General features: G+C 40.3%; 25 protein-coding genes and 2 pseudogenes. 16 read left to right on the forward strand and 11 right to left on the reverse strand.

Translation table 11 applies throughout. From position 1 onward, the window contains the following. The 5 genes from R2B72_RS01495 to R2B72_RS01515 form a co-directional block, all read left to right on the forward strand. Positions 1-320: conserved phage C-terminal domain-containing protein (locus tag R2B72_RS01495; protein WP_318614369.1), on the forward strand; the 320-nt coding region annotated here is incomplete at its 5' end. 3 nt (positions 321-323) lie between these two features. Next, on the forward strand, positions 324-1,610 hold the full coding sequence (locus R2B72_RS01500) for a replicative DNA helicase (protein ID WP_318614370.1): 1,287 nt from the start codon (positions 324-326) through the stop codon (positions 1,608-1,610). Continuing rightward, entirely contained in the window at positions 1,607-2,089 is a 483-nt protein-coding gene (locus tag R2B72_RS01505; RefSeq protein WP_318614371.1) for a hypothetical protein, read from the forward strand. The genes R2B72_RS01500 and R2B72_RS01505 overlap by 4 nt, the downstream gene beginning before the upstream one ends. 82 nt (positions 2,090-2,171) lie before the next feature. Further along, positions 2,172-2,417 (forward strand): hypothetical protein, encoded by a 246-nt coding sequence (locus R2B72_RS01510; protein ID WP_318614373.1) that lies wholly within the window; start codon positions 2,172-2,174, stop codon positions 2,415-2,417. 499 nt (positions 2,418-2,916) lie between these two features. Further along, positions 2,917-3,624 (forward strand): DNA alkylation repair protein, encoded by a 708-nt coding sequence (locus R2B72_RS01515; RefSeq protein WP_318614374.1) that lies wholly within the window; start codon positions 2,917-2,919, stop codon positions 3,622-3,624. Between the two features lie 28 nt (positions 3,625-3,652). Here the strand turns inward: R2B72_RS01515 and R2B72_RS01520 are convergent, their stop codons facing one another. Continuing rightward, positions 3,653-4,288: a pentapeptide repeat-containing protein gene (locus tag R2B72_RS01520; protein WP_318614375.1), complete on the reverse strand. Its 636-nt coding sequence runs from the start codon at positions 4,286-4,288 to the stop codon at positions 3,653-3,655. Positions 4,289-4,484: 196 nt separating this feature from the next. Between R2B72_RS01520 and R2B72_RS01525 the strand changes: the two genes are divergently transcribed. From R2B72_RS01525 to R2B72_RS01550, 6 genes and pseudogenes are all read left to right on the forward strand, one after another. Then, positions 4,485-5,303, forward strand: a complete 819-nt coding sequence (locus tag R2B72_RS01525; protein ID WP_318614376.1) for a sugar nucleotide-binding protein — start codon at positions 4,485-4,487, stop codon at positions 5,301-5,303. Between the two features lie 338 nt (positions 5,304-5,641). Further along, positions 5,642-5,995: a DUF3139 domain-containing protein gene (locus R2B72_RS01530; protein ID WP_318614378.1), complete on the forward strand. Its 354-nt coding sequence runs from the start codon at positions 5,642-5,644 to the stop codon at positions 5,993-5,995. A gap of 56 nt (positions 5,996-6,051) precedes the next feature. Continuing rightward, positions 6,052-6,302, forward strand: a pseudogene (locus R2B72_RS01535) (HAD family hydrolase); the annotation flags it as partial. A gap of 230 nt (positions 6,303-6,532) precedes the next feature. Next, the gene (locus tag R2B72_RS01540) at positions 6,533-6,847 is read left to right on the forward strand and encodes a hypothetical protein (RefSeq protein ID WP_318614380.1); all 315 of its coding nucleotides are present in this window, start codon (positions 6,533-6,535) and stop codon (positions 6,845-6,847) included. A 111-nt stretch (positions 6,848-6,958) separates the two neighbouring features. Further along, positions 6,959-7,435, forward strand: coding sequence for a hypothetical protein (locus R2B72_RS01545; protein WP_318614381.1), 477 nt, complete (start codon positions 6,959-6,961; stop codon positions 7,433-7,435). A 240-nt stretch (positions 7,436-7,675) separates the two neighbouring features. Continuing rightward, positions 7,676-7,810 (forward strand): annotated as a pseudogene (locus R2B72_RS01550) (FtsW/RodA/SpoVE family cell cycle protein); the annotation flags it as partial. A gap of 221 nt (positions 7,811-8,031) precedes the next feature. Here the strand turns inward: R2B72_RS01550 and proC are convergent. From proC to R2B72_RS01565, 3 genes are all read right to left on the reverse strand, one after another. Continuing rightward, positions 8,032-8,862, reverse strand: a complete 831-nt coding sequence (gene proC, locus R2B72_RS01555; RefSeq protein ID WP_318614660.1) for a pyrroline-5-carboxylate reductase — start codon at positions 8,860-8,862, stop codon at positions 8,032-8,034. 337 nt (positions 8,863-9,199) lie between these two features. After that, positions 9,200-10,312 carry a hypothetical protein gene (locus tag R2B72_RS01560; protein WP_318614382.1) on the reverse strand — a complete coding sequence of 371 codons (1,113 nt, stop codon included), beginning with the start codon at positions 10,310-10,312 and terminating at the stop codon, positions 9,200-9,202. Between the two features lie 24 nt (positions 10,313-10,336). Continuing rightward, positions 10,337-11,470 carry an SPFH domain-containing protein gene (locus R2B72_RS01565; RefSeq protein WP_318614383.1) on the reverse strand — a complete coding sequence of 378 codons (1,134 nt, stop codon included), beginning with the start codon at positions 11,468-11,470 and terminating at the stop codon, positions 10,337-10,339. A gap of 265 nt (positions 11,471-11,735) precedes the next feature. On the opposite strand from R2B72_RS01565, the gene R2B72_RS01570 reads away from it, so the two are divergent. Next, positions 11,736-12,491, forward strand: coding sequence for a 3D domain-containing protein (locus R2B72_RS01570; RefSeq protein ID WP_318614384.1), 756 nt, complete (start codon positions 11,736-11,738; stop codon positions 12,489-12,491). A gap of 55 nt (positions 12,492-12,546) precedes the next feature. On the opposite strand, the gene nspC is transcribed toward R2B72_RS01570, so the two are convergent. From nspC to speD, 6 genes are read right to left on the reverse strand one after another with little or no spacing between them, the layout of a single operon-like run. After that, complete coding sequence (gene nspC, locus R2B72_RS01575; protein WP_318614385.1) at positions 12,547-13,683, reverse strand: carboxynorspermidine decarboxylase; 1,137 nt, start codon at positions 13,681-13,683, stop codon at positions 12,547-12,549. A 13-nt stretch (positions 13,684-13,696) separates the two neighbouring features. Then, complete coding sequence (locus R2B72_RS01580; RefSeq protein WP_318614386.1) at positions 13,697-14,896, reverse strand: saccharopine dehydrogenase family protein; 1,200 nt, start codon at positions 14,894-14,896, stop codon at positions 13,697-13,699. A 37-nt stretch (positions 14,897-14,933) separates the two neighbouring features. Further along, positions 14,934-15,788, reverse strand: coding sequence for an agmatinase (speB, locus tag R2B72_RS01585; protein ID WP_318614387.1), 855 nt, complete (start codon positions 15,786-15,788; stop codon positions 14,934-14,936). After that, the gene (gene speE, locus R2B72_RS01590) at positions 15,778-16,629 is read right to left on the reverse strand and encodes a polyamine aminopropyltransferase (protein ID WP_318614388.1); all 852 of its coding nucleotides are present in this window, start codon (positions 16,627-16,629) and stop codon (positions 15,778-15,780) included. The genes speB and speE overlap by 11 nt, the downstream gene beginning before the upstream one ends. A gap of 2 nt (positions 16,630-16,631) precedes the next feature. Beyond that, positions 16,632-18,089, reverse strand: coding sequence for an aminotransferase class I/II-fold pyridoxal phosphate-dependent enzyme (locus tag R2B72_RS01595; protein ID WP_318614390.1), 1,458 nt, complete (start codon positions 18,087-18,089; stop codon positions 16,632-16,634). Beyond that, positions 18,086-18,922, reverse strand: a complete 837-nt coding sequence (gene speD, locus R2B72_RS01600; RefSeq protein ID WP_318614662.1) for an adenosylmethionine decarboxylase — start codon at positions 18,920-18,922, stop codon at positions 18,086-18,088. Before speD ends, R2B72_RS01595 begins: the two co-directional genes overlap by 4 nt. 237 nt (positions 18,923-19,159) lie before the next feature. On the opposite strand from speD, the gene R2B72_RS01605 reads away from it, so the two are divergent. After that, positions 19,160-20,245, forward strand: coding sequence for a tetraprenyl-beta-curcumene synthase family protein (locus R2B72_RS01605; protein WP_318614391.1), 1,086 nt, complete (start codon positions 19,160-19,162; stop codon positions 20,243-20,245). Positions 20,246-20,271: 26 nt separating this feature from the next. On the opposite strand, the gene R2B72_RS01610 is transcribed toward R2B72_RS01605, so the two are convergent. Beyond that, a complete protein-coding gene (locus tag R2B72_RS01610) occupies positions 20,272-21,537 on the reverse strand; it encodes an MFS transporter (RefSeq protein ID WP_318614393.1) in 1,266 nt (421 codons plus the stop codon). Between the two features lie 693 nt (positions 21,538-22,230). On the opposite strand from R2B72_RS01610, the gene R2B72_RS01615 reads away from it, so the two are divergent. The 3 genes from R2B72_RS01615 to R2B72_RS01625 are packed head-to-tail and all read left to right on the forward strand — an operon-like array spanning position 22,231 to position 24,099. Beyond that, positions 22,231-22,827 (forward strand): TerD family protein, encoded by a 597-nt coding sequence (locus R2B72_RS01615; RefSeq protein WP_318614394.1) that lies wholly within the window; start codon positions 22,231-22,233, stop codon positions 22,825-22,827. A 54-nt stretch (positions 22,828-22,881) separates the two neighbouring features. Beyond that, on the forward strand, positions 22,882-23,466 hold the full coding sequence (locus R2B72_RS01620) for a TerD family protein (RefSeq protein WP_318614395.1): 585 nt from the start codon (positions 22,882-22,884) through the stop codon (positions 23,464-23,466). Positions 23,467-23,520: 54 nt separating this feature from the next. Further along, positions 23,521-24,099, forward strand: a complete 579-nt coding sequence (locus tag R2B72_RS01625; RefSeq protein WP_318614396.1) for a TerD family protein — start codon at positions 23,521-23,523, stop codon at positions 24,097-24,099. The last annotated feature ends 201 nt before the right edge of the window (positions 24,100-24,300 follow it).

Below are 24,300 nucleotides of genomic sequence, written 5' to 3' on the forward strand. Positions count from 1 at the left end.
ATGAACTCGACGTTGTATCTGTTATTGATTATTTGAATGACAAAACAACTAAGCAATTTAATGCGTCTTCAAAGGCGACAGCTCGATTAGTGACAGCACGTTTACGTGAAGGGTATACGGTGGTTGATTGCCAAAAAGTCATTGATACGAAAGTGAAAGAGTGGCTGGGTGATCCGCATTGGCAGAAGTATTTACGTCCTTCCACATTATTCAATGCGACGAATTTTGAAAACTATTTGGAAGAGTCGAGGGGCATCAAGCCACCAGTAAGCAGTCCATCAAAGCCACCTGAATTAGACTTTAGCAAAGGGGAGGCGTAACGGATGGGGCGTCATGAACAGATTGAAAAAAGCGTGTTAGGGTCGATGTTGGCGGAAAATTATTTAATCGTCGATAGTGATGTGAAACAAGATTTTTTCATCAGTCAAATTCACAAGAATATTTTTGGCTGCATGCAAGCATTACTGGCGAAAAGGCGTCCAGTTGACTATATAACGCTATTGACAATGATGGAGCCCGTGCTACTTGGCGGTGCGAATTACTTGGCTGAACTGGCGAATTTTGCGAACCAGACGAAGTTTGACCGTTATGTTGACATGATGCGCGAGGCGTGGAAAAACCGTGAGAAAAATAACATCCTCATACAGGCAAAAGAGGGAGATTGGGAAATCGGCTCGATTCAACAAGCGTTCGAGGAGTTAGAAAAGGAAGGCAGCGTAGGAAGCGAAACCAACATTAAAATGGAGTTGGTACGTATGGGTGAAAGGCCATATGAACAAACGCAGCATGTACCTGGCGTACCGACTGGATTGCATGATGTGGACAAATTACTCGACGGTTTCCAACCTGCCGAATTAATCATCATTGCCGCGAGACCGTCGATGGGAAAAACTGATACGTTGAACCATTTTGCGCTCCATGCAGGATTAGCGGGCTATAAGCCGATTATTTTTTCGCTAGAGATGAGTAGAACGTCGATGATCGATCGCTTCATCGCAATAACGGGGGGCTATAACCGACTACGCATGCGGAATCCTTACATGCATTTTACCGACAAGCAAAAATCGAACTGGCTCCCGACACTCGCTAGATTGAACGAAGCGAATATTCATATCGATGACCGCGCCGGACTGACAGTGTCCCAAATGCGTGCCGAAGCGAGAAAAATGATACATACGGAGCCGAAGCTAAAACCGATTATTTTCGTTGATTATTTGCAAATTATCCGTGGTAACTTCCCGAATCACAATCGTACTGAAATGATTGGACAGATTAGCAATGAGTTAAAGCAACTAGCCAAAGAATTTAACTGTCCTGTCGTTTGTCTATCGCAGCTAAATCGCGGTGTTGAAATCCGTGATAACAAACGTCCCGTCATGAGCGATTTACGCGACTCGGGAAATATTGAACAAGATGCGGATGTCATCGGTTTTTTATACCGCGACGATTACTATAACATAGACACGGATAGGCCGGGCTTGTTAGAAATTCATATCGCAAAACATCGCAATGGCCCCACTGGCACAACAACTATTGGCTATGTGAAGGAAACTGGAATTCTTCACAACATCGACTGGCAAGAAGAAAAGCGCAGGGCGTCTAGACAATGAGAAAGGATGGCGTGAATATGGTATCTGTACAAGAGGTGTTTCAGTTGGCGATTGAAATGGACATGATTCACCTGGCACATCGGATTTTTTGGGCAATTGCCAATGGAAAAGTGAGAGTGGAGGAGGATTCTGAACGTTTGGATGTCATTGACTATGACGATGAAATAATTTCGGAGATGGTTGCGCAAAATAAGTTAAATATTGGAAAAATAAAACTGTACGTCGCTCAAACAATAATGCCAGATCGATACGCATTTTATTATAGTGAAAATGTTTTAGAGGCGCACGCACTCCATCAAGAGATGTTCCGAGAGACACCGAATCGATTGACGAATGCCTCGCATTTAATGCCCAAGCTTTTTCATTTTGATGAAACGGATGATGCAAACATTTTATATTTTCATCGCAATAAAGTCGTCGCGTATCCGTATTATTTGGGACATGCGCGGGCGGGGGAGCGGGTGTTGGAGGTGATGTAGGTTTGAGTATGAGGATTGTTACTAGAATCAACTTTTTGTTATAATAGAATCACGATGATTTTGAGAGAAGGGGGGAATGAAAATGGATGAAATCTTAGACGTATTAAAATCAATACAAAAGGAACAGAATGAGTTCCGAACTGAAATGAATGAATTCCGAACTGAAGTGGTTGAACGATTAGAAACGATAGAAAAATATGCAATTTATAACGGTGAAAAATTAGATAACCATCGCGAATATGCAGGGAAGAAAACGAGTTTTATCGAACATAAGAACTTAGAATTGGAACAACGTATATATGAGCTTGAAAATCGTTTTAGGCAGTGAAAAAGGTAAGCATTATTTAATTTTGGTGCTTATTTTGTTTGAAATTTGTCTATGAATCCGAGCTTAAAAGGGGGGAGTAAGACTACATGTTTTGCTCTTTTTTCTATGGTGAAAATGTAAACGGGTGAGCGTACGAATCCATCAAAAGCAGCCAAGTCTACTGAGGCGTAACAAAACCATTAACCCACAAGTCCTATTACTAATAGTATTGCGCTTATTGGCAATTTAGTTGCCATGCCGTTCGTAAAATCATGGGGATTTGTTGTATTATGTGTAATCTCACCAATTTGCTTATCCTTCGTTAACTCAAGTTCCTCCACCAAATCTATATCCGTCGAATAGTTAAAACGCTTCCTTTATTTTTATTCGAATGTTATATACCATCCATTTATCTAATAATGATTAACAATGACAAAGGGTAGTTTGTTATAGGATAATGGTTATGTATAGGATAGGAAATAGTATGGAGGAAACTCCGCAAAGAAGGAAGTGTAGAGCAGTGGATTTTGAAATGGTTATGCAGGAGCTCGAGGCCCTTGGCAAGGAACGAATGAAAAAAATGTACATGTCAAATGGTGCCCATGAGCCGCTTTTTGGCGTGGCGACAGGTGCTATGAAACCAATGGTAAAGACCATAAAAATAAATCAGCCTTTAGCTGAAGAGCTTTATGCGACAGGCAACTATGATGCCATGTATTTTGCAGGCATTATTGCAGACCCAAAAGCAATGACGGAGGGGGATTATGATCGTTGGATGGACGCAGCGTATTTTTATATGCTGTCCGATTATGTGGTGGCCGTAACGTTATCAGAGTCAGACATTGCACAACAAGTTGCCGATAAATGGATTGCAAGCGGGGAAGAGCTGAAAATGTCAGCGGGCTGGAGTTGCTACTGTTGGTTGTTAGGGAGTCGGAAAGATGTGGAGTTTTCGGAAAGTAAGATGGCCGATATGCTTGATTTGGTGAAAAATACAATTCACGATTCACCAGAACGAACGAAATCCGCTATGAATAATTTTGTATACACCGTGGGGACTTCCTATGTACCGCTCCATGAAAAAGCAGTGGAGACGGCAAAGGTGATAGGAATAGTAGAAATCAAAAAAGATAATAAGAAAAGCAGTTTTGTCAATGCTTGTGAAAGTATTGATAAAATGGTTGATAAAGGGAGGATTGGTTTTAAGCGAAAGCATGTGAGATGTTAATGGCAGCCTCGCATTGCGAGGCTGATTTTCATTCCGTAACAATCAACCCTAACAAAGAAGCCATTTGAATGGCTTGATAAGAATTTACTTTGCAGCCTTTCAGATCATCAAAAGATACAATCAGCGATTCAAAAGTAGAATTGCTTAGGTCAACCCCTTTAAGTGGCGTTTTTTCAAAGTTTGAACCATCAATATTGCACAAGTTAAACACGACATTTTTAAAAATACAATCATAAAAATCGGCACTTACTAATGAGGTATCTTGAAAATTAACCTTCTCTAGTTTTGAATTCCCGAACGCAGTTAAGTTCAGTATAGAATTATCAAATTCTACATTGCCGAAGCGAGATTCTGTCAAATCAAGCCCTAGTAATTTGCAATTCTTAAATACAGCCCTGTGTATGGAGGAATGACTTAAAGTAGCGTTCGAAAAATCGCAATTTTCGAAAATGACGTCTGTGATTTCGATATAGCTAAAATCGGTATTATTAAACTTACAATTTTTAACGATCATTTGATACAACCGCGGTCTATCCAACACTTCATTCGTAAAAATGGAATCATTAATGATGCACATTTCTAGTTCTGGATCTTCTTGATAAAAAATATCTTGGAAATTCATTGTAGGTAAATCATAGGGGATTTTGGGTGCATCAATTTTCATATGAACGACCTCTTTCAGCTATATAGTAAGTGCATTGAACTTCAGACCTTGCATCTAACAGTAAGCCATTAAAGATTATTATAAAAGACTATATTTTTATCGGGGTTTGTGTGCTCAGTTCTTAGAACATTTTATTACATAAATCTAGTCGTTTGGAACTAGGGAAATGAAAAATGATTGTAGAGGAGGATGTTTCATGAAAAAACTATTAATTCTTGGTGCTAGTGGGTTAGTTGGTAAAGCGATTGCGAAGGAATGCGCAAAGAATTTTGATGTATATGGAACGTATTTTTCAACAAAAACGGATCTGGCAGAAGTCAAACAATTTCAATTAAGCGTTCAGGATGAGGGAGCAATAAGAGAGATATTGCAGGTAGTTCAGCCTGATATTATTATTTCGAGTTTACGGGGCGATTTTGATGAGCAACTCACATTCCATCAAAACTTAACGGAGGCCATAAAAAATAAAGCGACTATGCTTTACTATTTCTCAACAACCAATGTTTTCGATGGCGATTTGTCCATGCATCATAGTGAATCAGATGCCCCTATCGCTAACTCAGATTATGGTCGATTTAAGATGAACTGTGAGAATATGCTAATGCAATCACTAGGCAATCGTTCGGCTATTATTAGAATCCCAGGTATTTGGGGAAAGAACTCCCCTCGCATGAACAGCCTAAAAAATAACCTTGAAACAGCTGAACCCATCGAAGCTTACAGTAACTTAGAATGTAGTTTCCTGTCGGATGTACAGCTAGCCCGTCAAGTATGCTTCATTTTTGAAAATGAATTGAGCGGAATATTCCATTTAGCTGCGGTGGACATGGTGAAGGAGTGCACTTTCATCGAAGAATTAGCTGGCCAATTAACAACCGGGGACATAAATATGCAATGTAACACTTATCAGGATAAAGAGACTACTTATTATTTTGGCCTTGTGTCAAATCGTGAGGACTTGCCAGAGGATCTTAACATCACGAATAAGGAAATTATTTCTTACTTGGTGGAGTGACCGCCTGATGATGGGCAATCATGTGGATGTTTATTAACCTTTAAAGAACAGGGCTGTTAAATTAGACTATTTTTATTATTGTTCAGCTAATGAGTGGGAGATGGAATAGTAATGGAATCATTTTTCTATTTTAATATGTTTAGAAATATAATTTCTAGCTTTTTTCAAGATGGTATCTGGGTAGTCGGCTTTTTTTACTTGTTAAATAAAACAGTTGAGAGTAATAGACTTAAACAGATTTCCAAATATGTTATGGGCACAGTTTTGGCTTTATTGTTTGTTTATTCAGTAATGTCAAGTGTGTAAGGTTTTCTTATTCAAGTAACGGGGTGGAGTGGATGAAAAAGTACCTCATAATTGGCTTGGTCATTTTATTACTTGCTCCATTTTATATTGTACAAACAAAAAAACGCTTGTACGAAAATAAAATTGAACATTTCCTGACAGAAGTGATGTTATATGGTAAGGAAGATATACAGTCAATTGAAGGTAAATGGCATTTTGCAGGACTGCCAAAGTATTGGGTTAACGTCGTTTTTTCAGATGAACCAAATGTTGTGTATGTTTATTTTGCTCACGATAAAGAACAGATAGGACAATTTGAATATTATTCAATAGACTCCACGATTCTTTCAACAGACAAATTAAAACACTACGAGCCATACGAAGGAGATAAGAAAAGGGCGAACTAGGGATTATTTATCCATTGTGAGAAAGGCTGTGAAGTTAATTGGGAGATTATAAAGCAGTGCTATTCGATTTAGATGATACCTTACTTAATAGGGATATGGCAGTAGATAACCTATTTTCAATTATTTTAGAAAAGTGTTATGGGGATATCGAACATTCGGCTAAAAACGACATGCTGCAAAGGTTCAAAGAATATGATAAAAGAAGTTATGGCGATAGTAATAAAATAAAAGTTTTGGAATCATTTTTTGATGATTTCCCACCCAAATATAAATTGCCACGCAATGTATAAAGGGTATTTGGTTCAATCCCCATATGAATAAGAATGATTCTGAAATAAAGCCATATGCTGAGATTAATTCTTTTGATGGCTTATTAAGTTATTTTGCAATATAAGTAGATATCCGTGACAATTATTGCTTCTATTATTTTGAAGACCCTACTAGGATTTATAGAGAAAATAAGATCTCGAAGGTCGACTGATCAAGCTTTGGAAGAAATAGCGGGGTGCTTTACATAACAATATTGGGGGAGGAACAATGAGAAAAACGTCATTTTTCATACTATTATTTGTATTAATAATGCTTACATCTTGTGGCGGACCCTATACATCGACAACGTCTTTCTTGAAGATTACGGAAAAAGGACACTCGGACAATTATAACGAATACTGGATAAAAGCTTATGATCCGAATAATCACACTGAAGACGTAGCTTTTAAAATCGTTGTTGATGAGGTGATGGTTTGGAATCTAATAGAGGAAAATAAAGAGTATTCTACTACTTATTCGAAAGCAGGAAATAATCCTTGGATTTTAATTGAAATAGAACATAAAATGGATCCTAAAAAATGAAGCAATCTATCTTTAACTCTGTAGTGTCGTGCTGATTTTGCGCTACATGTATGGCTAACGAATGCATTTGTTGAAGAAAATTTGTAAATTGAAAATCGAGGAGACAAACATATGACTTTATATTCAGTACTGGTGGGGAATAGCCCTTTACAAACAGTTGATTGTACAGGAATTGCTGAAATTACGGTAAGAGAATTGAAGGAAATATATCCAATTACAGAAAGTACAACAGTACAATCGTGGCATTTGATGGATGATGATGCACGTATTATGCATGTGCCAGATGAGTCAAATTTTGGTCATTTGAATATATTTCAATGGAATAATCCGCCATATGATTTAGAGTTTTATAATGAAAAACCCTTTGTATACGGCATCGAGGGAAATTGGGGACATCAATTTTTAGCGGACTTTTTAATCTATTTGAAGCAACATATAAAACCGGAGCAAAGCGCTGAATTAATTAGATTTTGGGCAGAAGATTACGACGGAAAAATAGAAAGTCGTCGTATCACTATTGAAGAAGTCGAATTGCATCATCTTGAAAGCTTGAAAAACGAGGAATACATACGTGTCGTTTTTATATAGCTATTGTTAGAAGGTACTTACTAGTTGCACTGAATTTGTATCAACACTATTAAGAGTTTTTTTCAACTCCCATGAGAATTAACGCAGAACTTCGCGAAAATAGCAACACTAAAAAAATGAGTACGGCGTCTAGATATTGGTTCAGATTACTTGTTGGATTAGATGTGAATGAAATATTCAGAAGAAGAGGCACGTACCAAATAAAAATACGTGAAAAGCAACTCATTTGTTTGTTTTGTCATGACGCTGGGATTGCTTCCGATTCCTTCTATCTCTTTACCGTTTATTTTGAATGCCTTTATAATGGGCGTTGTGCTAAGTGTTTATCGGCGGAAGGATTTGACGTCTATGAGGTCGGCACAGCCGCAGCAATAGGGATTCGATGAGTCGAAGGTCCCGAAATGACAATAACTCTGTCCAATTGATCGATAACTCTGCGGAAATGATCGATAACCTCCGGCAAATGATCGATAATGACTTCGAATTGATCGATAACCTCTGGCAAATGATCGATAAGTTTCCAATGATGCTTATCGGGGGATATAAAGCTTGGGCTGTCCTGAAAACTGACTTTCAGGGCAGCCCCTTTTCATCGTTTATTTTGGTGTAGAAAGCGTGTGCGCCCCAAGCTCCCGCGAGCGTGCGGTCGCTTTATCAATACATTCACCAATCGCTTCTTTAAACAATCTACCTTCCAATGCCTTCAATCCGGCCTCCGTTGTGCCGTTTGGACTGGTGACGTTTTTTCGCAGTTCTGCTGGTTCAGTACCAGTCTCTTTCATCATCGCCGCGGCGCCTTCGAGCGTTTGGATGATGAGGGAGCGTGCGACGTCTTTGGAAATGCCTTTGGCGATTGCGGCTTCTTCAAGCGCTTCTGCTAAATAGTATACATACGCAGGACCGCTGCCAGATAGTGCGGTAACCGCATGGAGATCGTCTTCTTCGACTTCTTTCACCAGGCCAATCGCTTCCAATAACCCGAGAACATGTCCGCGCATCAAATCATCTACGGCGTTGTTCATCGCAATGCCGGTAGCCGATTTGCCAATGGTTGCCGAAGTGTTTGGCATGGAACGAGCAACTGGCCTTGCGCCGAGTCCATTTTCAATCGTCTCGATGGAAACGCCCGCGATGACAGACAAGATGGCGGCTTGTGCCGTAAGGAGAGGGCGAATGTCCGCCATCGCCTGATGAATGTCTTTTGGTTTTGTCGCAAGTACAATTAGATCTGCCGTTTTCAATGCCTCTTTATTATTACAAACAATCGAAACGCCATATTGATGTTGTAATGAAATCAGTCTTTCGTCATCTGATTTATTCATCACATAGACCAGCTTCGGCTCAATGACACCTCGTTTAACAATCCCTGCAATAACGGCTTCCGCCATTGAACCAGCACCTATAAATACAATTTTCTTCATATCAATCTCTCCTTTTATGTCTATTGATTCCTTGCTGAATAAAAAAAACACGCGCTCTCATCCTTTAATAAAAGGACGAAAACGCATGTTTCCGCGGTACCACCTAGTTTTACTAGCTAATTTTTGCTAGTACATCTTGTTCTTTCGTAACGCGAAAGGCACGGCCGGGTTTCCACGGCAGCTCGGAAGGAGGTTCAAGGTAGGAGAGGGACTGTGGCTTTCAGCCGGTGGCCACATTTTCTGCTGTCCATTGCTACTTTTACTAATCTTCGTCTACGCTTATCGATTCATGAATTAGAATGATTATTGCACGTCGTCTGAACAAAGTCAACATTTCGTCCGATTATTGGTTTGTTTGAAAGAAAAACCAAATGACGCTGATGATGGCAATGGCGACCAATACGGCGAATGTTACTTTGACAGCACTCACTGGTGATTTGCCACTAACCTTGCCAGTTTGCCCATTGACGAGAAAACGATAAATTGTATTGTTAAAGCTAAAGGATGAAATCCAGAGAGGCAACAAAACATGCTTATAGGTAATGGCCGAATAGTCGGTGGAAACACTCACGATTTGAACTTCATCCCCATGCACTTGTCTGTAAATACCACTCGTAATTCCTCGGTCAATGAGCCCTTTGGCATCTGTCCAACCTTCCTTTAAGGGGATTGAATATCTTTCCGCTAAAAATCCAGATAAATAGTCAGATTTATAATCCACTAAACTGTTTAACTCGAAAGGTTCAATATTGTCAATGAGCCCACTAGCTACATTGCGAGAAGCTTTGACTAATACATCATCAAAAAACTCACGATAGCGGCCGTGTTCTGTACGCCATCTAATTTTACGCACTTGCTCCGTCACCTGCTTCGTCTCGCCGTTTTCGGTGACCGTACGTGTTTCCATAACATAATAATAGGTGCCAATTTTGACAACATAGGCAGAATCCGTTTGCGAATCAAATGTCCAATAAGGAATATAGGCGCCAGATAAAGTATGTAGCGTATATGATTTTTTTAGTTTGTTAGGAGCAAAATATCTTTTGCGTATCCACACTTTAAATTTATCGACGGCTTCGTCCTGTGAAATTTGAAAGGGGAGTACTAATGCAGGCTTGATGCCGGCATGATGGTCACTGATGGCAATATGTGAAGAGCCGCAAAATGAACAGAAATCCGCTACCTTGTCTTTATCTAATAGAGTTTCAGCTCCACAGCTGTCGCATCTGAATACCCGTTTTTCATCGTCCCAGCTATGATCCACTTGCTCTAGTGCTTGTAAAAAATCATGCTCAGTTGTGTTGTTGCGTGTTTTTTCGATGTCACGTTCGCCCCCGCAAAACGGGCATTTTAATGTGCCCGTTGCGGGATCGAATGCAGCATTGCCGCCACAAGAAGGACATTTCGTCACTGCTGTTTGTTCAACTGTATAGGATTCGTTTGCTTCACCTGTCATGAAACCACCTCATTCATATGCATGTTACAGCGTATCTCCACAGTCGCCACAGAATTTTGCCGTTGGCGCATTTTTCTTGCCACATTTCGCACAGGTTTTTTCCGTCACTTGCTGCGCGCCACACTCTCCGCAAAACTTGGCGTCTGTATTGACAGGAGCTTGACAGCTAATACAAGGCACTTTTTCTGCTTGAACCGTTTTGCCGCATTGTCCGCAAAATTTAGCCGTTGTTAGAATTGGCGCTTGGCAATGGGGGCAGCTGATTGTAGCTGGCTGTGCTACCACAGGCTGTTGATGGCCACCCGAAAATGCATTGGCCATCACGCCGCCGAGTGCAGCCCCCGCACCTAGTCCAGCCCCTGCACCCGCTAATCCGCCGCCTTCATTACGCGCCGCTTCACGAATCGCTTCTGCCGCTTGGTATCGCTGATACTGATTCATATCGCCAAGTACACCCATCGTTGTGCGCTTATCCATCGCTTTCTCAACTTCTTCAGGCAATGATAAGTTTTCAATGAACAGGGAGGTGATATCAAAGCCAAATGCGTTGAAGCGTTGTTTCATCTTCGCTTGCCCTTGCGCGCTCAATTCATCATAATGCATGGCCAAATCCAAAGCTGGAATTTTCGACTCCGCAAACAGATCCGTTAGTCCAGACAAAATCATCTTTTTCAGTTGGTCTTCAATGGCACTTGTCTCGTAGGAAGCACCCGTTCCAAACAGTTCCTTGAGGAATACCGTTGGCTCAGACACGCGGTAGGAATAAATCCCATAGCCGCGTAAACGAATCATTCCGAATTCAGCATCCCGCATCATAATCGGATTGGAAGTGCCCCATTTTTGATTGACAAATTGTTTCGTATTGACAAAATAGACTTCGGCTTTAAAAGGGGATTCAAAGCCATGTTTCCACGACTTCAACTTCGTTAAAATCGGCATATTTTGTGTATATAATTGATGGCGCCCTGGTCCAAAGACATCGGCAATCTCGCCTTCATTGACAAAAATTGCCGCTTGCGATTCTCGTACAGTTAACTCTGCCCCCATTTTAATTTCATTGTTGTCAACCGGGAAACGGTAGACCATCGTATTCGTACTGCTATCTGTCCATTCGATCACTTCTATAAATTGACTTTTGAAAAATCCGAATAAGCCCATATAAGCACTCTCCTTAAGTAAGGTAATCATTCAATAATGTAGTTTCATTATAGCATTAATTCGCGAGAAAGTTTTTTGTGAATTATAGAAATTCTTCGAGATAAAGATGCTCTATTACCAAACAAATTTTCATTGTTTGGCAATGGAGTATCTTTTTATTTACTTCGAATGTTTGTTTTTTACAGTTTCGGGGCAATACTTGTTTCAAACCAATGAGTGATAGCAGATTAGAAGCCATCACAAAGACTCTATAAGGAGAGATTTCATGTCGAAAATAAAGATTCTTTTGCTAGCCATATTTTTTGTAGGTTCAACCTTTGTTGTAACACAAGCTTCCACTCTGGCAACTTCTGTTGAGAAGGGGGATGAATTTACATTTTTACACTATCTTTCTGATGAATTAAGATCATCAGAAAGTGAAGTGCCTTTTAAGGATTATATCGTCGTAGAACCACAGCTGAAGTTGCAACCAGAGCCGAAGATCTATACGGTTATTCAAGGAGATAATTTGTATCGAATTGCACGTAATCACGATATTTCGTTAACCTCACTTATGGCCATGAACAGTTTGACGGAGTCATTGATTTACCCTGGAGATGAATTAATTGTCAGTACAGATGGGGAGGCAGTTGAACCCAGTGATATTAGTGAAACCTTCAAAACAGTTGTGCCTGCCTCAAATACGTTGGTAGAAGCTGTTGTCCCATCGGAAGAACCGGCTGATGGTGAGGGGAGAGAGTTGCTAGTAACTGCAACGGCGTATACAGCGTATTGCGAAGGGTGTTCAGGCACAACGGCTTACGGCATTGATTTACGTGCAAATCCCAATCATAAAGTCATTGCGGTTGATCCGAAGTTGATTCCGCTAGGGACAAGAGTATGGGTGGAAGGCTACGGGGAGGCGATTGCTGGCGATACAGGTGGGGCTATTAAAGGGCATAAAATTGATGTATTCATCCCGTCTTATGATCGTGCGATGCAATGGGGCGTAAAGAAAGTGAAGATGAAAGTCTTAAATTAATTTAAAAAAGGGCCTGCCCAACAATCGTACAACTTTGTTGGGAGGCCTTTAATAATTAAGATAAACGGCTTTTAAAATCTTCGTAACTAAATTGTTTAATGACTTTAACGCCGTCATTGACTGTATTTAACACGATTGCAGGTAAGTTGACGCCATTAAATGTATTGTTTTTCACCATGGAATAATGAGCCATATCGCAAAATACGAGCTTGTCGCCAGGCTGTAAAGGTTGATCGAAAGAATAATCACCAATGACATCGCCTGCCAGGCAGGTAGGCCCGCCAAATCGATAGGTATGGGCTTTTTCGTTAGGCATTCCCGCACCGATGATTTCAGGACGATAAGGCATTTCCAAGACATCAGGCATATGACACGCCGCTGAAGTGTCTAATATAGCAATCGGCATGTCGTTTTGAAGTGTATCTAAAACGGTTGTTACAAGATAACCTGTATTTAAGGCAACAGCTTCACCAGGCTCTAAATAGACATCAATATCGTATTTCTCTTTTATAAAAAGAATGGAACGAATGAGTGTTTCAATATCATAATCTGGTCGGGTAATATGATGCCCACCGCCGAAGTTAATCCACTTCATCTGTTTAATATAGTCCCCAAATTCCTCATCAACTACCTGAATGGTACGCCAAAGTGTATCGGAATTTTGCTCGCACATTGTGTGGAAATGCAGTCCTTCGATGCCCTCGAGTTGGTCGGGCTCAAAATTGTCCAGTGTGACCCCAAATCGGGAGTGTGCAAAGCATGGGTTGTACATATCGACTTCAATTTCCGAGTACTCCGGATTAATGCGAAGTCCAACGCTTATTTGTTTTGAATGATTTGTTACTTTGTCCTTAAATTGACGCCATTGCTGAAATGAATTAAAGACAATATGATCCGAATACGACAAAATTTCATCAAACTCAGATTCTGAAAAAGCTGGAGCATAGGTATGAACTTCCTTGCCCATTTCTTCAAAGCCTAGTCTCGCTTCGTGAAGGGAACTAGATGTTACACCATTCAAGTATTGCCCCATTAACGGGTAAACCGAGAACATTGAAAAACCTTTTTGCGCAAGTAGAATCTTGCAGCCTGTGCGGTCGATAACTGACTTTAGCTTCTCAAAATTTTTGATAAGCAACGCCTCATCTACCACGTAGCAAGGAGAGGGGAGTGCGTTTAAATCTATATTCAATTGCTAGCCCTCCTCAGTCAATCAATTCAGGATTGAAGCTTTCCTGCCATGGAAGTCCGTATTTGTTGAGTGCTTCCATAAATGGATCTGGATCGAACTCTTCAATGTTATGCACGCCAGGCTTTTTCCATTTGCCCGTTAGAAGCATCATAGCACCAATCATTGCTGGAACGCCTGTTGTGTAAGAAATAGCTTGTGAGCCAACTTCTGCGTAACATTCCTCGTGGTCACAAACATTATAGATGTAATACGTTTTCTCTTCACCGTCTTTGATCCCTTGGAAAATACAGCCAATGTTCGTTTTCCCTTTTGTGCGTGGTCCAAGAGATGCTGGATCTGGCAGAATAGCCTTTAAAAATTGTAATGGAACAATTTGCTGGCCTTCAAATTCGATTGGCTCGATCGAAGTCATGCCAACGTTTTCAAGCACTCGCAAGTGAGTTAAGTACTTTTCAGAAAATGTCATCCAGAAGCGAATTTTTTTGATGCCTGTAATATTTTGAGCAAGTGATTCTAGCTCTTCATGATAGAGCAGGTAGACATCTTTTGGTCCGATTTCTGGCAGATTGTATACACGTTTTTCGGAAAGTGGTGGTGTTTCAATAAACTCGCCATTTTCCCAGTATCGGCCATTCGCTGTAATTTCACGAATATTGATTTCAGGGTTAAAGTTAGTTGCGAACGGGTAGCCATGATCGCCAGCGTTTGCATCGACGATATCGATTGTGTGAATTTCATCGAAATGGTGTTTAAGTGCGTGAGCAGAAAATACGCCTGTCACACCTGGATCGAAGCCGCTACCAAGTAGGGCAGTAATGCCAGCTTGTTCAAACTTTTCACGGTATGCCCATTGCCAGCTATATTCAAATTTAGCCGTATCGAGTGGCTCGTAGTTTGCTGTGTCCATGTAGTCAACACCAGTTGCCAAACAAGCATCCATGATTGTTAAGTCTTGGTATGGTAATGCGACGTTAATGACAATATCAGGCTGGAAGCGGTTGATAAGTTCAACGAGCTCTTCTACGTTGTCCGCATCAACTTGAGCAGTTTGGATTTTAGTACGACCGCCATCTAGTTTTTCTTTCAATGCATCACATTTCGATACAGTACGACTTGCGATACAAATTTCTTCGAAGACGTCAGGAACCTGACAACATTTATGCACAACAACGCCAGCTACTCCACCAGCACCAATAATTAAAGCTTTACCCATAGGTAAACACCACCATTTTCATAATTTTTGATATAGATTAGTTAGATTTAATCGCCAACAACAATTCCCTTAACACTTTGCATGCGACAGCTGTCGATACACCGCTTTGATCATAGATAGGGGATAGCTCATTGATGTCACAGCCGACAATGTTCAACTCAGTCACTTGTAGCATCGCTTGTAACAGCTCCATAAAGCTGACACCGCCAGCCTCAGGTGTGCCCGTTCCAGGGAACACAGAAGGGTCTAGCACGTCTAAGTCAATCGTTAAATAAACCGGCTTGCCTTTTAGTTGTTCAATCACTTGCTCTAGTCCATTAAAGTTAAACTTATTGGTAAAGACGTGATCTTGTCCCCATTGGAATTCACTGCGGTCTCCCGAGCGAATACCAAATTGAAAGATTTTATCGTCTCCTAGCAAGTCCCATACTCTATGAATGACCGTAGCATGCGACAGTGATTCACCAAGATAATCTTCGCGTAAGTCAGCATGTGCATCAAATTGAATAACATGCAAATCGGGATGTTTTTTAGCGACAGCACGAATGGCGCCTAACGTTACTAAATGTTCTCCACCAATCATACATGGAAGTTTGTCATCTTCCAGTACTTTCGCTGTAAATTCTTCAATTTGCGCCAATGCTTTGACGGTATTGCCAAAGCTCAATTCCAAGTCTCCACCATCAAAGACGGCGATATCTTCTAAATCCTTATCTTGGTAGGGGCTATACGTCTCGATTCCGAATGATTCACTACGCATTGTTTTACTGGCAAAGCGTGTCCCAGGTCGGAAAGAGGTCGTCGAGTCAAAAGGAGCCCCGAAAATAACCAGATTGGATTCTTCGTAGTCATTGTCACAACCGATAAAGGTTTCTATGTTTTTATTCAACATCTGTCAATTGCTCCTTTACATAGTTAGGCAAGGCGAACGAGCCAACATGGATATCCGTATTATAATACTTTGTTGTCAAACCGAGTGCATTCCATGCCGCCGCATCTAAATCCTGAATCGGATCGAATTTTTTTGATGCAAAGCCAAACAGCCAGTGTCCAGAAGGGTAGGTAGGAATATGTGCTTGATACACGTCACAAACCGGGAAAAATCCTACGATCCGTTGATGCGCTCTTTGCATGCCAAGTGCATCCTCACTGTAAAATGGACTTTCATGCTGATTGACTAAAATGCCATCCTCATGCAGGGCTTTGTAGCAGTTGCCGTAAAATTCTTTTGTAAATAATCCTTCACCAGGTCCGAATGGGTCCGTTGAGTCGACGATGATCAAATCATAGGCGTTTTCCTTATTCCGAACAAATTTTAGGCCATCCTCGTAATACAAATGGACGCGTGGATCAGTTAATTTTGAAGCGGTCTGCGGTAAATATTCCAGGCAGACATCGACGACCATCTGATCGATTTCGACCATATCAATTTGTTCGATGGAATCATATTTTGTCAGCTCTCGAACTGTCCCTCCGTCACCTGCGCCAATGACTAAAACTTTTTTAATCGCAGGATTGGTAGCCATTGGGACATGGACAATCATATCGTGATAGATAAATTCGTCTTTTTCCGTGACCATCACCAATCCGTCGAGGGTAAGCACCTTGCCGAATTCCGTCGTTTGTAAAATGTCAATCTTTTGAAATTCACTTTGCCCGGAATAAAGATGCCGTTCCAATTTTATCGAGAAACGAACACCAGGTGAATGGTCTTCCGTATACCAAACATTCATTGTTAGCACTCCTCCTTCACGACATTAATAGTTTCTATCTTGCTATCCTCTGTTCCTGTTAAGAAACATCCTTTTTCCTTGGAGTAGCGAATATAATCCAGTATTTCATCTGTGATTCGTTCACCCGGCGCCAGAATAGGAATACCTGGAGGGTAGCACATGACGAATTCACTTGAAATCTGGCCTGAACTATTCTCAATCGGAAGCTTTTCCTTAGGTGCATAAAATGCATGCTGAGGCGTTAAAATCACTTGTGGTTTAATATATTCATGATCAAACAGCCCAGTTTTATCTTTCGCATATCTGCGTTTTATCTCAGCCAATGCTGCGACTAAACGCTCAATATCTAACTGCCGGTCACCGACAGAGATATAAGCCAACAAATTACCGATATCACCAAATTCAATTTGGATATCATATTCATCACGCAAAATATCATATATTTCAATACCTGCTAATCCAATATCAAGCGTATGAACAGATAGTTTTGTGACATCGAAATCAAAGACTGTATCTCCGTTCAATAACTCTTTTGAAAATGCGTAATAGCCATCGATTTTATTGATTTCATCTCTGGTGTATTGCGCCATCTCGGTTACTTTTCTGAATATGTCTTTGCCGTTTAGCGCTAAATTTCTGCGTGAAATATCCAGAGATGACAGTAACAAATATGAACCACTCGTCGTTTGCGTCAAATTAATAATTTGGCGGGTATAGCCCTCACTGACTCCGTTATTAATTAATAGAAAAGAGCTTTGTGTCAATGAACCACCGGATTTGTGCATACTAACGGAAGCCATATCAGCGCCAACTGACATAGCAGATGCGGGCAAATCTTCACCAAAGTAAAAATGTGTACCATGTGCTTCGTCGACGAGGACGAGCATATGATGCTGATGTGCAAGGTCTGTGATGGCTTGTAAATTTGAGCAAATTCCATAATAGGTAGGGTTGTTAATGAGAATCGCTTTGGCATCTGGATGATCCAAAATCGCCTGCTTCACCTCATCGACGGACATACCTAAAGGGATACCTAATTCACTGTTTACGCCAGGATTGACATAGACCGGAACGGCGCCACTCAAAATGAGTGCATTAATGGCGCTACGATGGACGTTACGCGGCATAATGATTTTTTCCCCGGCTTTACAGGCAGTCATGACCATTGCTTGAACAGCAGAAGTGGTGCCATTGACCATGAAAAAGGCATGTTTAGCACCAAAGGCTTCCGCCGCCAATTCCTCTGCCTCTCGAATGACTGAAACAGGGTGACATAAATTATCCAATGGCTTCATGGAGTTGACATCCATGCTTAAGGCTTGTTCACCTAAAAATGCAGCTAACGCGTCGTTGCCTCGGCCACGTTTATGACCAGGTACATCGAAAGGGACGACGCGCATTGATTTGTACCGATTCAAGGCTTCCATGATCGGGGCTTTGTCTTGTGAATATTTCGTCATTTCGGTAGCTCTACTTCTTCATATATATTTGTCCCACTGAAGATTTCAATCATTTCTCTGCGCAGGTTATTCGTAATATGAAGCCTTTCTTTCGGCGGAATTTCATAGACATCTCTGTTGAATAAATAATCTTGTAAATCAATATCCTTAATAAGCAGCTTTGTATGGAAAATATTCGATTGATAAACATTGACATCAATCGCATCATATTTTTTCATTGTATTTTTATCAATATAATCTTGAATGGATGTCATTTTATGATCGATAAACAGTTTTTTTCCTCGCTCATTACGTGTAAACCCGCGTATGCGGTAATCGGTTGTAATGATATCGGAGTCAAAACTTCCTATTAAATAGTCTAAGGCGGTTAATGGTGAAATTTCACCACATGTTGAAACTTCTATATCAACTCGGAAAGTGGCAATCGAGTTATCTGGATGATACTCCGGATACGTATGCACCGTGACATGACTCTTATCTAGGTGGCCCACAACTGAGTCACGTGTCTTTAAAATATCGACTTCACCACGATTGCAGGACGCATCAATCAGACCAACTGGAATGGACTCTTCCGATATTAGGATGGTTACACTGGCGCCTTGAGGATCGTAATCCTGTTTACTGACATTGAGTACATGTGCACCAATAATTTCCGTTACATTGTACAGGATGTTAGTTAGTCGCTCAGAATTATATTGCTCATCAATATAAGCAATATAATCTTTTTGCTCTCGCTCACTTTTTGCATAGCTCACATCATAGATGTTAAAGCTAAGTGTTTTGGTGAGGTTGTTAAAGCCATACAGTTTCAGCTTATTTTCCAACCCAATCATCACTCCTCTCATTGTGGGATGCTACTTAATTGAATGAACGGTATAACCTAGATCAGACAAGTGTTGAGCGATTATAAAATTGACTCATTTATAAATATAAAGTATTACTTTGTCCTGTCAATACTATTATTAAAAATAAAATATTATGCAGTACTTTTCAATATATTCTAATTACAATATATTTAGTATGACAACTCTTTACAATAATAATTTTCGAAGAAAATGAGGTGTTGGAAAATGACGTTACCTTTACATCCGTTATCTTTAATGAACCAAGTGTACCGTAACATTATGCCTGTTGTACATGACGAGTTAACTTATTGGAAAAAACGGGCACAAGATATTCCGAATGAAGAACTAAGGGAACAGGCGCTGGCAAGTATAGCCAACAAAACGTTCCACTGTGAAGGTGGGTCCATTATGGCTTTGACTGCACTCGGACAGAAGGATGCTGCTATCAAGTTTATCGTCGCTTACCAGACCATCAGTGATTACTTGGATAACCTATGCGACAGAAGTACGTCACTAGACGCACAAGACTTTGCAGCTTTGCATGAGTCGATGGAGGATGCTCTAACGGTCGATGCCCCTCTACAATCATATTATCGCTATCGTGAAGATCGGGATGATGGTGGCTATTTAGGTGAGTTGGTGCAAGCCTGTCAGTCTGTGCTACGAGAAATGCCAAACTATGAAAAGATTAAGCCATATTTGCTTGAACTTTGCCGGTATTATTGTGATTTACAAATTCATAAACATGTTTGTATAGATGAGCGTGAAGAAAGATTAAAAAATTGGTATGAAAAAAATAGGCAGTCGTTGCCTGACATGAAGTGGTATGAATTTTCAGCTTGTTCCGGCTCTACATTAGGTGTTTTTTGTCTTGTATCCTATGCGCTCCGCAGTGATTTTGAAGCGTGCCATGCGGAGATGATTAGGGGTGGTTATTTTCCTTATATTCAAGGGCTGCATATTTTATTGGACTATTTTATTGATCAGGATGAAGATCGCAAGGGCGGCGATTTGAATTTTTGTTTTTACTATGCCAATGATGAAGAGTTATGTAATCGCTTGATTCATTTTTTACAGCAAGCTGATCAATTTACAAGCGAGCTACCTGATCAGAAGTTCCATAAACTAATCAATCGAGGACTATTGGGCGTTTACTTATCGGATCGGAAAGTGAATGAACAAAGAGAGGTTAGATTGCTTGCCAAAAAAGTGATGAAGCAGGGCGGAGTGGTTAGTCACTTCTTTTATTGGAATGGAAGGGTGTACAGATGGGTACAGGAGCGGTTTTTCCCATGGAAAAAAGCCTTCTGAAATGTCTCAGAAGGCTTCAATCATCATTATTTCCATAAACCGGCTTTCACCATTTTCTCTTTGTTCGTGAAGGCTATGAATACACAAACGATATTAGTAATGAGCATCGCAATCAATGTATAAAGTACGAGTGTATAGCTTCCTGTGAAGTCGAAAATATACCCGTATAAAGGTAAAGCAATAATACCTGCAACTGCTAAACCAACAGATGCAGTGGAGTAAATTTGACTGTAATCACGGTTTCCGAACAACGCAGAAGTGATTGCAGGAGCTATCGTTCCGATTGAAGCTGAAACAAAACCGAATAGTCCTACAGCCGCGACAATAGCAACTGTAAATTTAACGAAGAATAACAGTAACATTATAGAAACTAAACCGATAGTCATCGCAATTACAGCCGTATTTTTAGCACCAATTTTATCGATTAAATAACCGAATAGAATGGAACCGACAAGTACCCCGACCATCATTGCGGCCATTACATTACCAGTGAACTCTATACTGAATCCTTGGTTCATAAGATAAGATGGAATGTGAATAGAGAAACTTGCAATAGATGTAATGAAGAAGAAGAACAGTGTTAATAAAGCAAATGCTATTGATTTTTTTGCATCAGCAAATGTAATTCCGCTTTGGTTGGAATTTTTCTCCTTGCCTTTATCGCTTGCTTCATTCTCTTCTGCACCATAAGGCATTAAGCCTTTGTCACTTGGAGATTTTCTTAACAGCAAGACAATCGTAGGAACAATAATAATAATAGCTGCAATCCCTACTATAATATAGGCACTTCTCCAGCCCTGACTACCGATTAGTTGTCCAATTAGTGGTTGTGTGAAAGCTCCAATTAAACCACCAGCAGCTGTAATAATCCCTAATGCCATACCACTACGCTTTTTAAACCACTGATTGACTAGTACTGGTCCGGCTAAAACCGTAATCAGTACGCCACCGACAGCTAAAGGAATTGATAGTACATACCATCCCCATACAGAATTCATTAAACCGAATAAAGCAAAAGCTCCGCCTTGTAAAATAATAGCAATACTTAGTAAGACACGCGTATCATACTTAGCCATAAGTTTTCCGCCAATTGGTAAAAATACCATTGTAACAATTGAGGCTATACTAAAATACAATGTTAAATTTCCTATTCCAACACCAAGGTCTTGTGATACTGGTGACAAAAATAATCCTGCCGAATTATTTAATCCAGATTTACCTAGACCAACTGTAATGCATAAGCCTATTAAAACTAGCCATGCAAAATGAAACTTGTTCACTTTCGTACCCACGATATTTCCTCCTCTTTCTATTCAATGCCCCGTAATAATGAGCATATGGCTATGTTATTTAGATGTCTAATTAGTTGAGCCTTATTCATTTAACATCAAAATAGTTTTTGTGTCAATCATGTGAACGCGAATTCTACGAATTAGACATTAAATGAGTAGATTTTGACGAATGTTCGCGATTCATTATTATATGTAGGGAAATGATATTGAATTAGTTAAGGGGATCAATTTCATAATTACTTATTTTGATTAAAAAGACGAACGATTTTACAATGACTAATTTAAATATTCGTTACTATGATGTTTTACTCACGTTGATTGGAACGCAAGGCGGCTTTTGCGAACAAAAGCGAAGCGTTGAGAGCAGGATGCCTTAATTTCCGCAAAGAACGCAGAAATACGGCAAATCGAACCCTACGCTGTTCGATTGGCTGAAGCCAAGCCCGCGGAAAGCGTCCGCCTGGAGTGGAAATCAACCTTGTTCGGATTTAAGGCTGCTTGTTTGATTATGAAATTGACTCAAGGGGATAAATAAAAAAATGAAACTTTTTCAAGGGTACAGCGTATATATAAGTGCTTGTACGAAGCAGGCACAATTTTGTATTAGAATTTGCGCTATGAATGATTGGTTGGTATGATAATTTCATATGATTAAATTCACAGTAGAGTGAAAATGAGGAGATGAATAACCGAATGGCTATCAGCTTACAAAAAGGTCAAAAGATTGATTTGACAAAAGGGAATTCAAGTTTAAATCGCATTCAGGTGGGCTTAGGATGGGATCCGGTTCAATCGAAGGGCGGCGGGCTCTTTGGAGCTTTTAAATCAGCACCAGCTATTGACTGTGATGCCTCTGTATTTATGTTAACAGACGATAAATTCGTCAATAAAAATGATCTTGTGTATTTTGGGAACTTAAAAAGTGCATGTTTGTCAGTGATCCACTCTGGCGATAATACAACAGGCGATGGCGCTGGCGACGATGAAGTCATCATGGTGGAATTGAAATCGGTTCCAGAACGTATTAATAAGCTAGTTTTCGTTGTGAATATTTATGATTGTGCTAAACGAAAACAAGATTTTGGTATGATTCAAAATGCTTATATCCGAGTAGTAGATCCAACATCAGGCACTGAGTTGCTACGATATAATTTGTCTGACAACTACGGAGGCCTAACAACACTCGTAACAGGCGAAATTTATCGTCATAATGGAGAATGGAAGTTTGGAGCTGTTGGCGATGGTACAACAGACCAAAACCTGTCAGGAATCAGCAAAAGATTTCAGTGAAAAGGTAAATGGAATACGTGTAAGACAACTATAATTTAATCGGAGGTTTTTTTAATGGGTGTAATTTCTCTAGCAAAAGGTCAAAAGGTTGATTTAACAAAAACAAATCCTGGACTATCTAAAGTGGTTGTTGGGCTTGGATGGGACGTTAACAAATATGATGGCGGCCAAGACTTCGATCTTGATGCATCTGTTTTCTTATTAGACGCTAATGGCAAAGTTTCAGGTGGACAGGACTTCGTATTCTATAACAATACAACGGGCGCTAATGGTGCAGTTGTTCACTCAGGTGACAACCTAACTGGCGATGGCGATGGCGATGACGAACAAGTGAAGGTTGCTATCAAAGATATCCCCGCTAATATTGAAAAAATTTCATTTGCGGTGACGATTCACGATGCGGAAGCAAGAAACCAAAACTTCGGTATGGTATCTAATGCATTTATCCGTATTGTCAATGAAGATTCAAACGCTGAATTGATTCGTTATGATTTAGGCGAAGATTTCAGTATTGAAACGGCTGTTGTTGTGGGTGAATTGTATCGCCACAATGGCGAGTGGAAGTTTAGTGCAGTAGGTTCAGGTTACCAAGGCGGTTTAGCTGCTCTATGTAACGATTTTGGTCTACAAGTAGGTTAATACGGTGCAATGACGTCAAAAAATGTTTGCACGATGGAAGGGAAGATATCATTTATGGCAATTCAATTAAGTAAAGGTCAGCGTGTAGATTTAACAAAAAATGATCCTACTTTACAAAAAATTGGTATCGGCTTAGGCTGGGATGTTAAACAATTCGATGGCGGACAGGACTATGACCTCGATGCTTCGGCATTTTTGTTAAATGCAAACGGTAAATGCCGTAATGAACTAGACTTTATTTTCTACAACAACCTGAAAAGCGTCGATGGTTCGGTTATTCACACGGGGGATAATCGGACAGGCGAAGGCGATGGAGACGATGAGTACTTAACCATCAACCTGTCAAAAGTACCTCAAGATGTAGATAAGATTGCAATTTCCGTCACCATTCATGATGCAGAGTTGCGTCGTCAAAATTTTGGTCAAGTTTCAAATGCCTATGTTCGACTAGTTAACGAAGATACAGGAGCAGAAGTTCTTCGCTATGATCTTGGTGAAGATTTTAGCGTTGAAACGGCGGTTGTATTTTGTGAGGTTTACAGGCATGCAAATGACTGGAAGTTTAATGCAGTGGGGTCAGGCTATCAAGGCGGACTTCAATCTCTCGTTCATGCATATGGACTGGACGCATAATCAATCATAGAGAGGGTTTTACCCTCTCTCATTACATTGAGTACTATTCAAGGTGTCATGCGAGAAAAGACTGCTTTACAAGAGAATTTAACAACTAAAAAAATATCCCTGTTGACTGGCTACTGTAAAAGCAGTAGTCTTTTTTCGTTACGATATTTTTACGATGCAAATGAACGCGGTTAACATGGAGAGGGGATAAAT

It is taken from the genome of Sporosarcina sp. YIM B06819 (assembly GCF_033485175.1).
In the GTDB taxonomy this organism is placed as follows: domain Bacteria; phylum Bacillota; class Bacilli; order Bacillales_A; family Planococcaceae; genus Sporosarcina.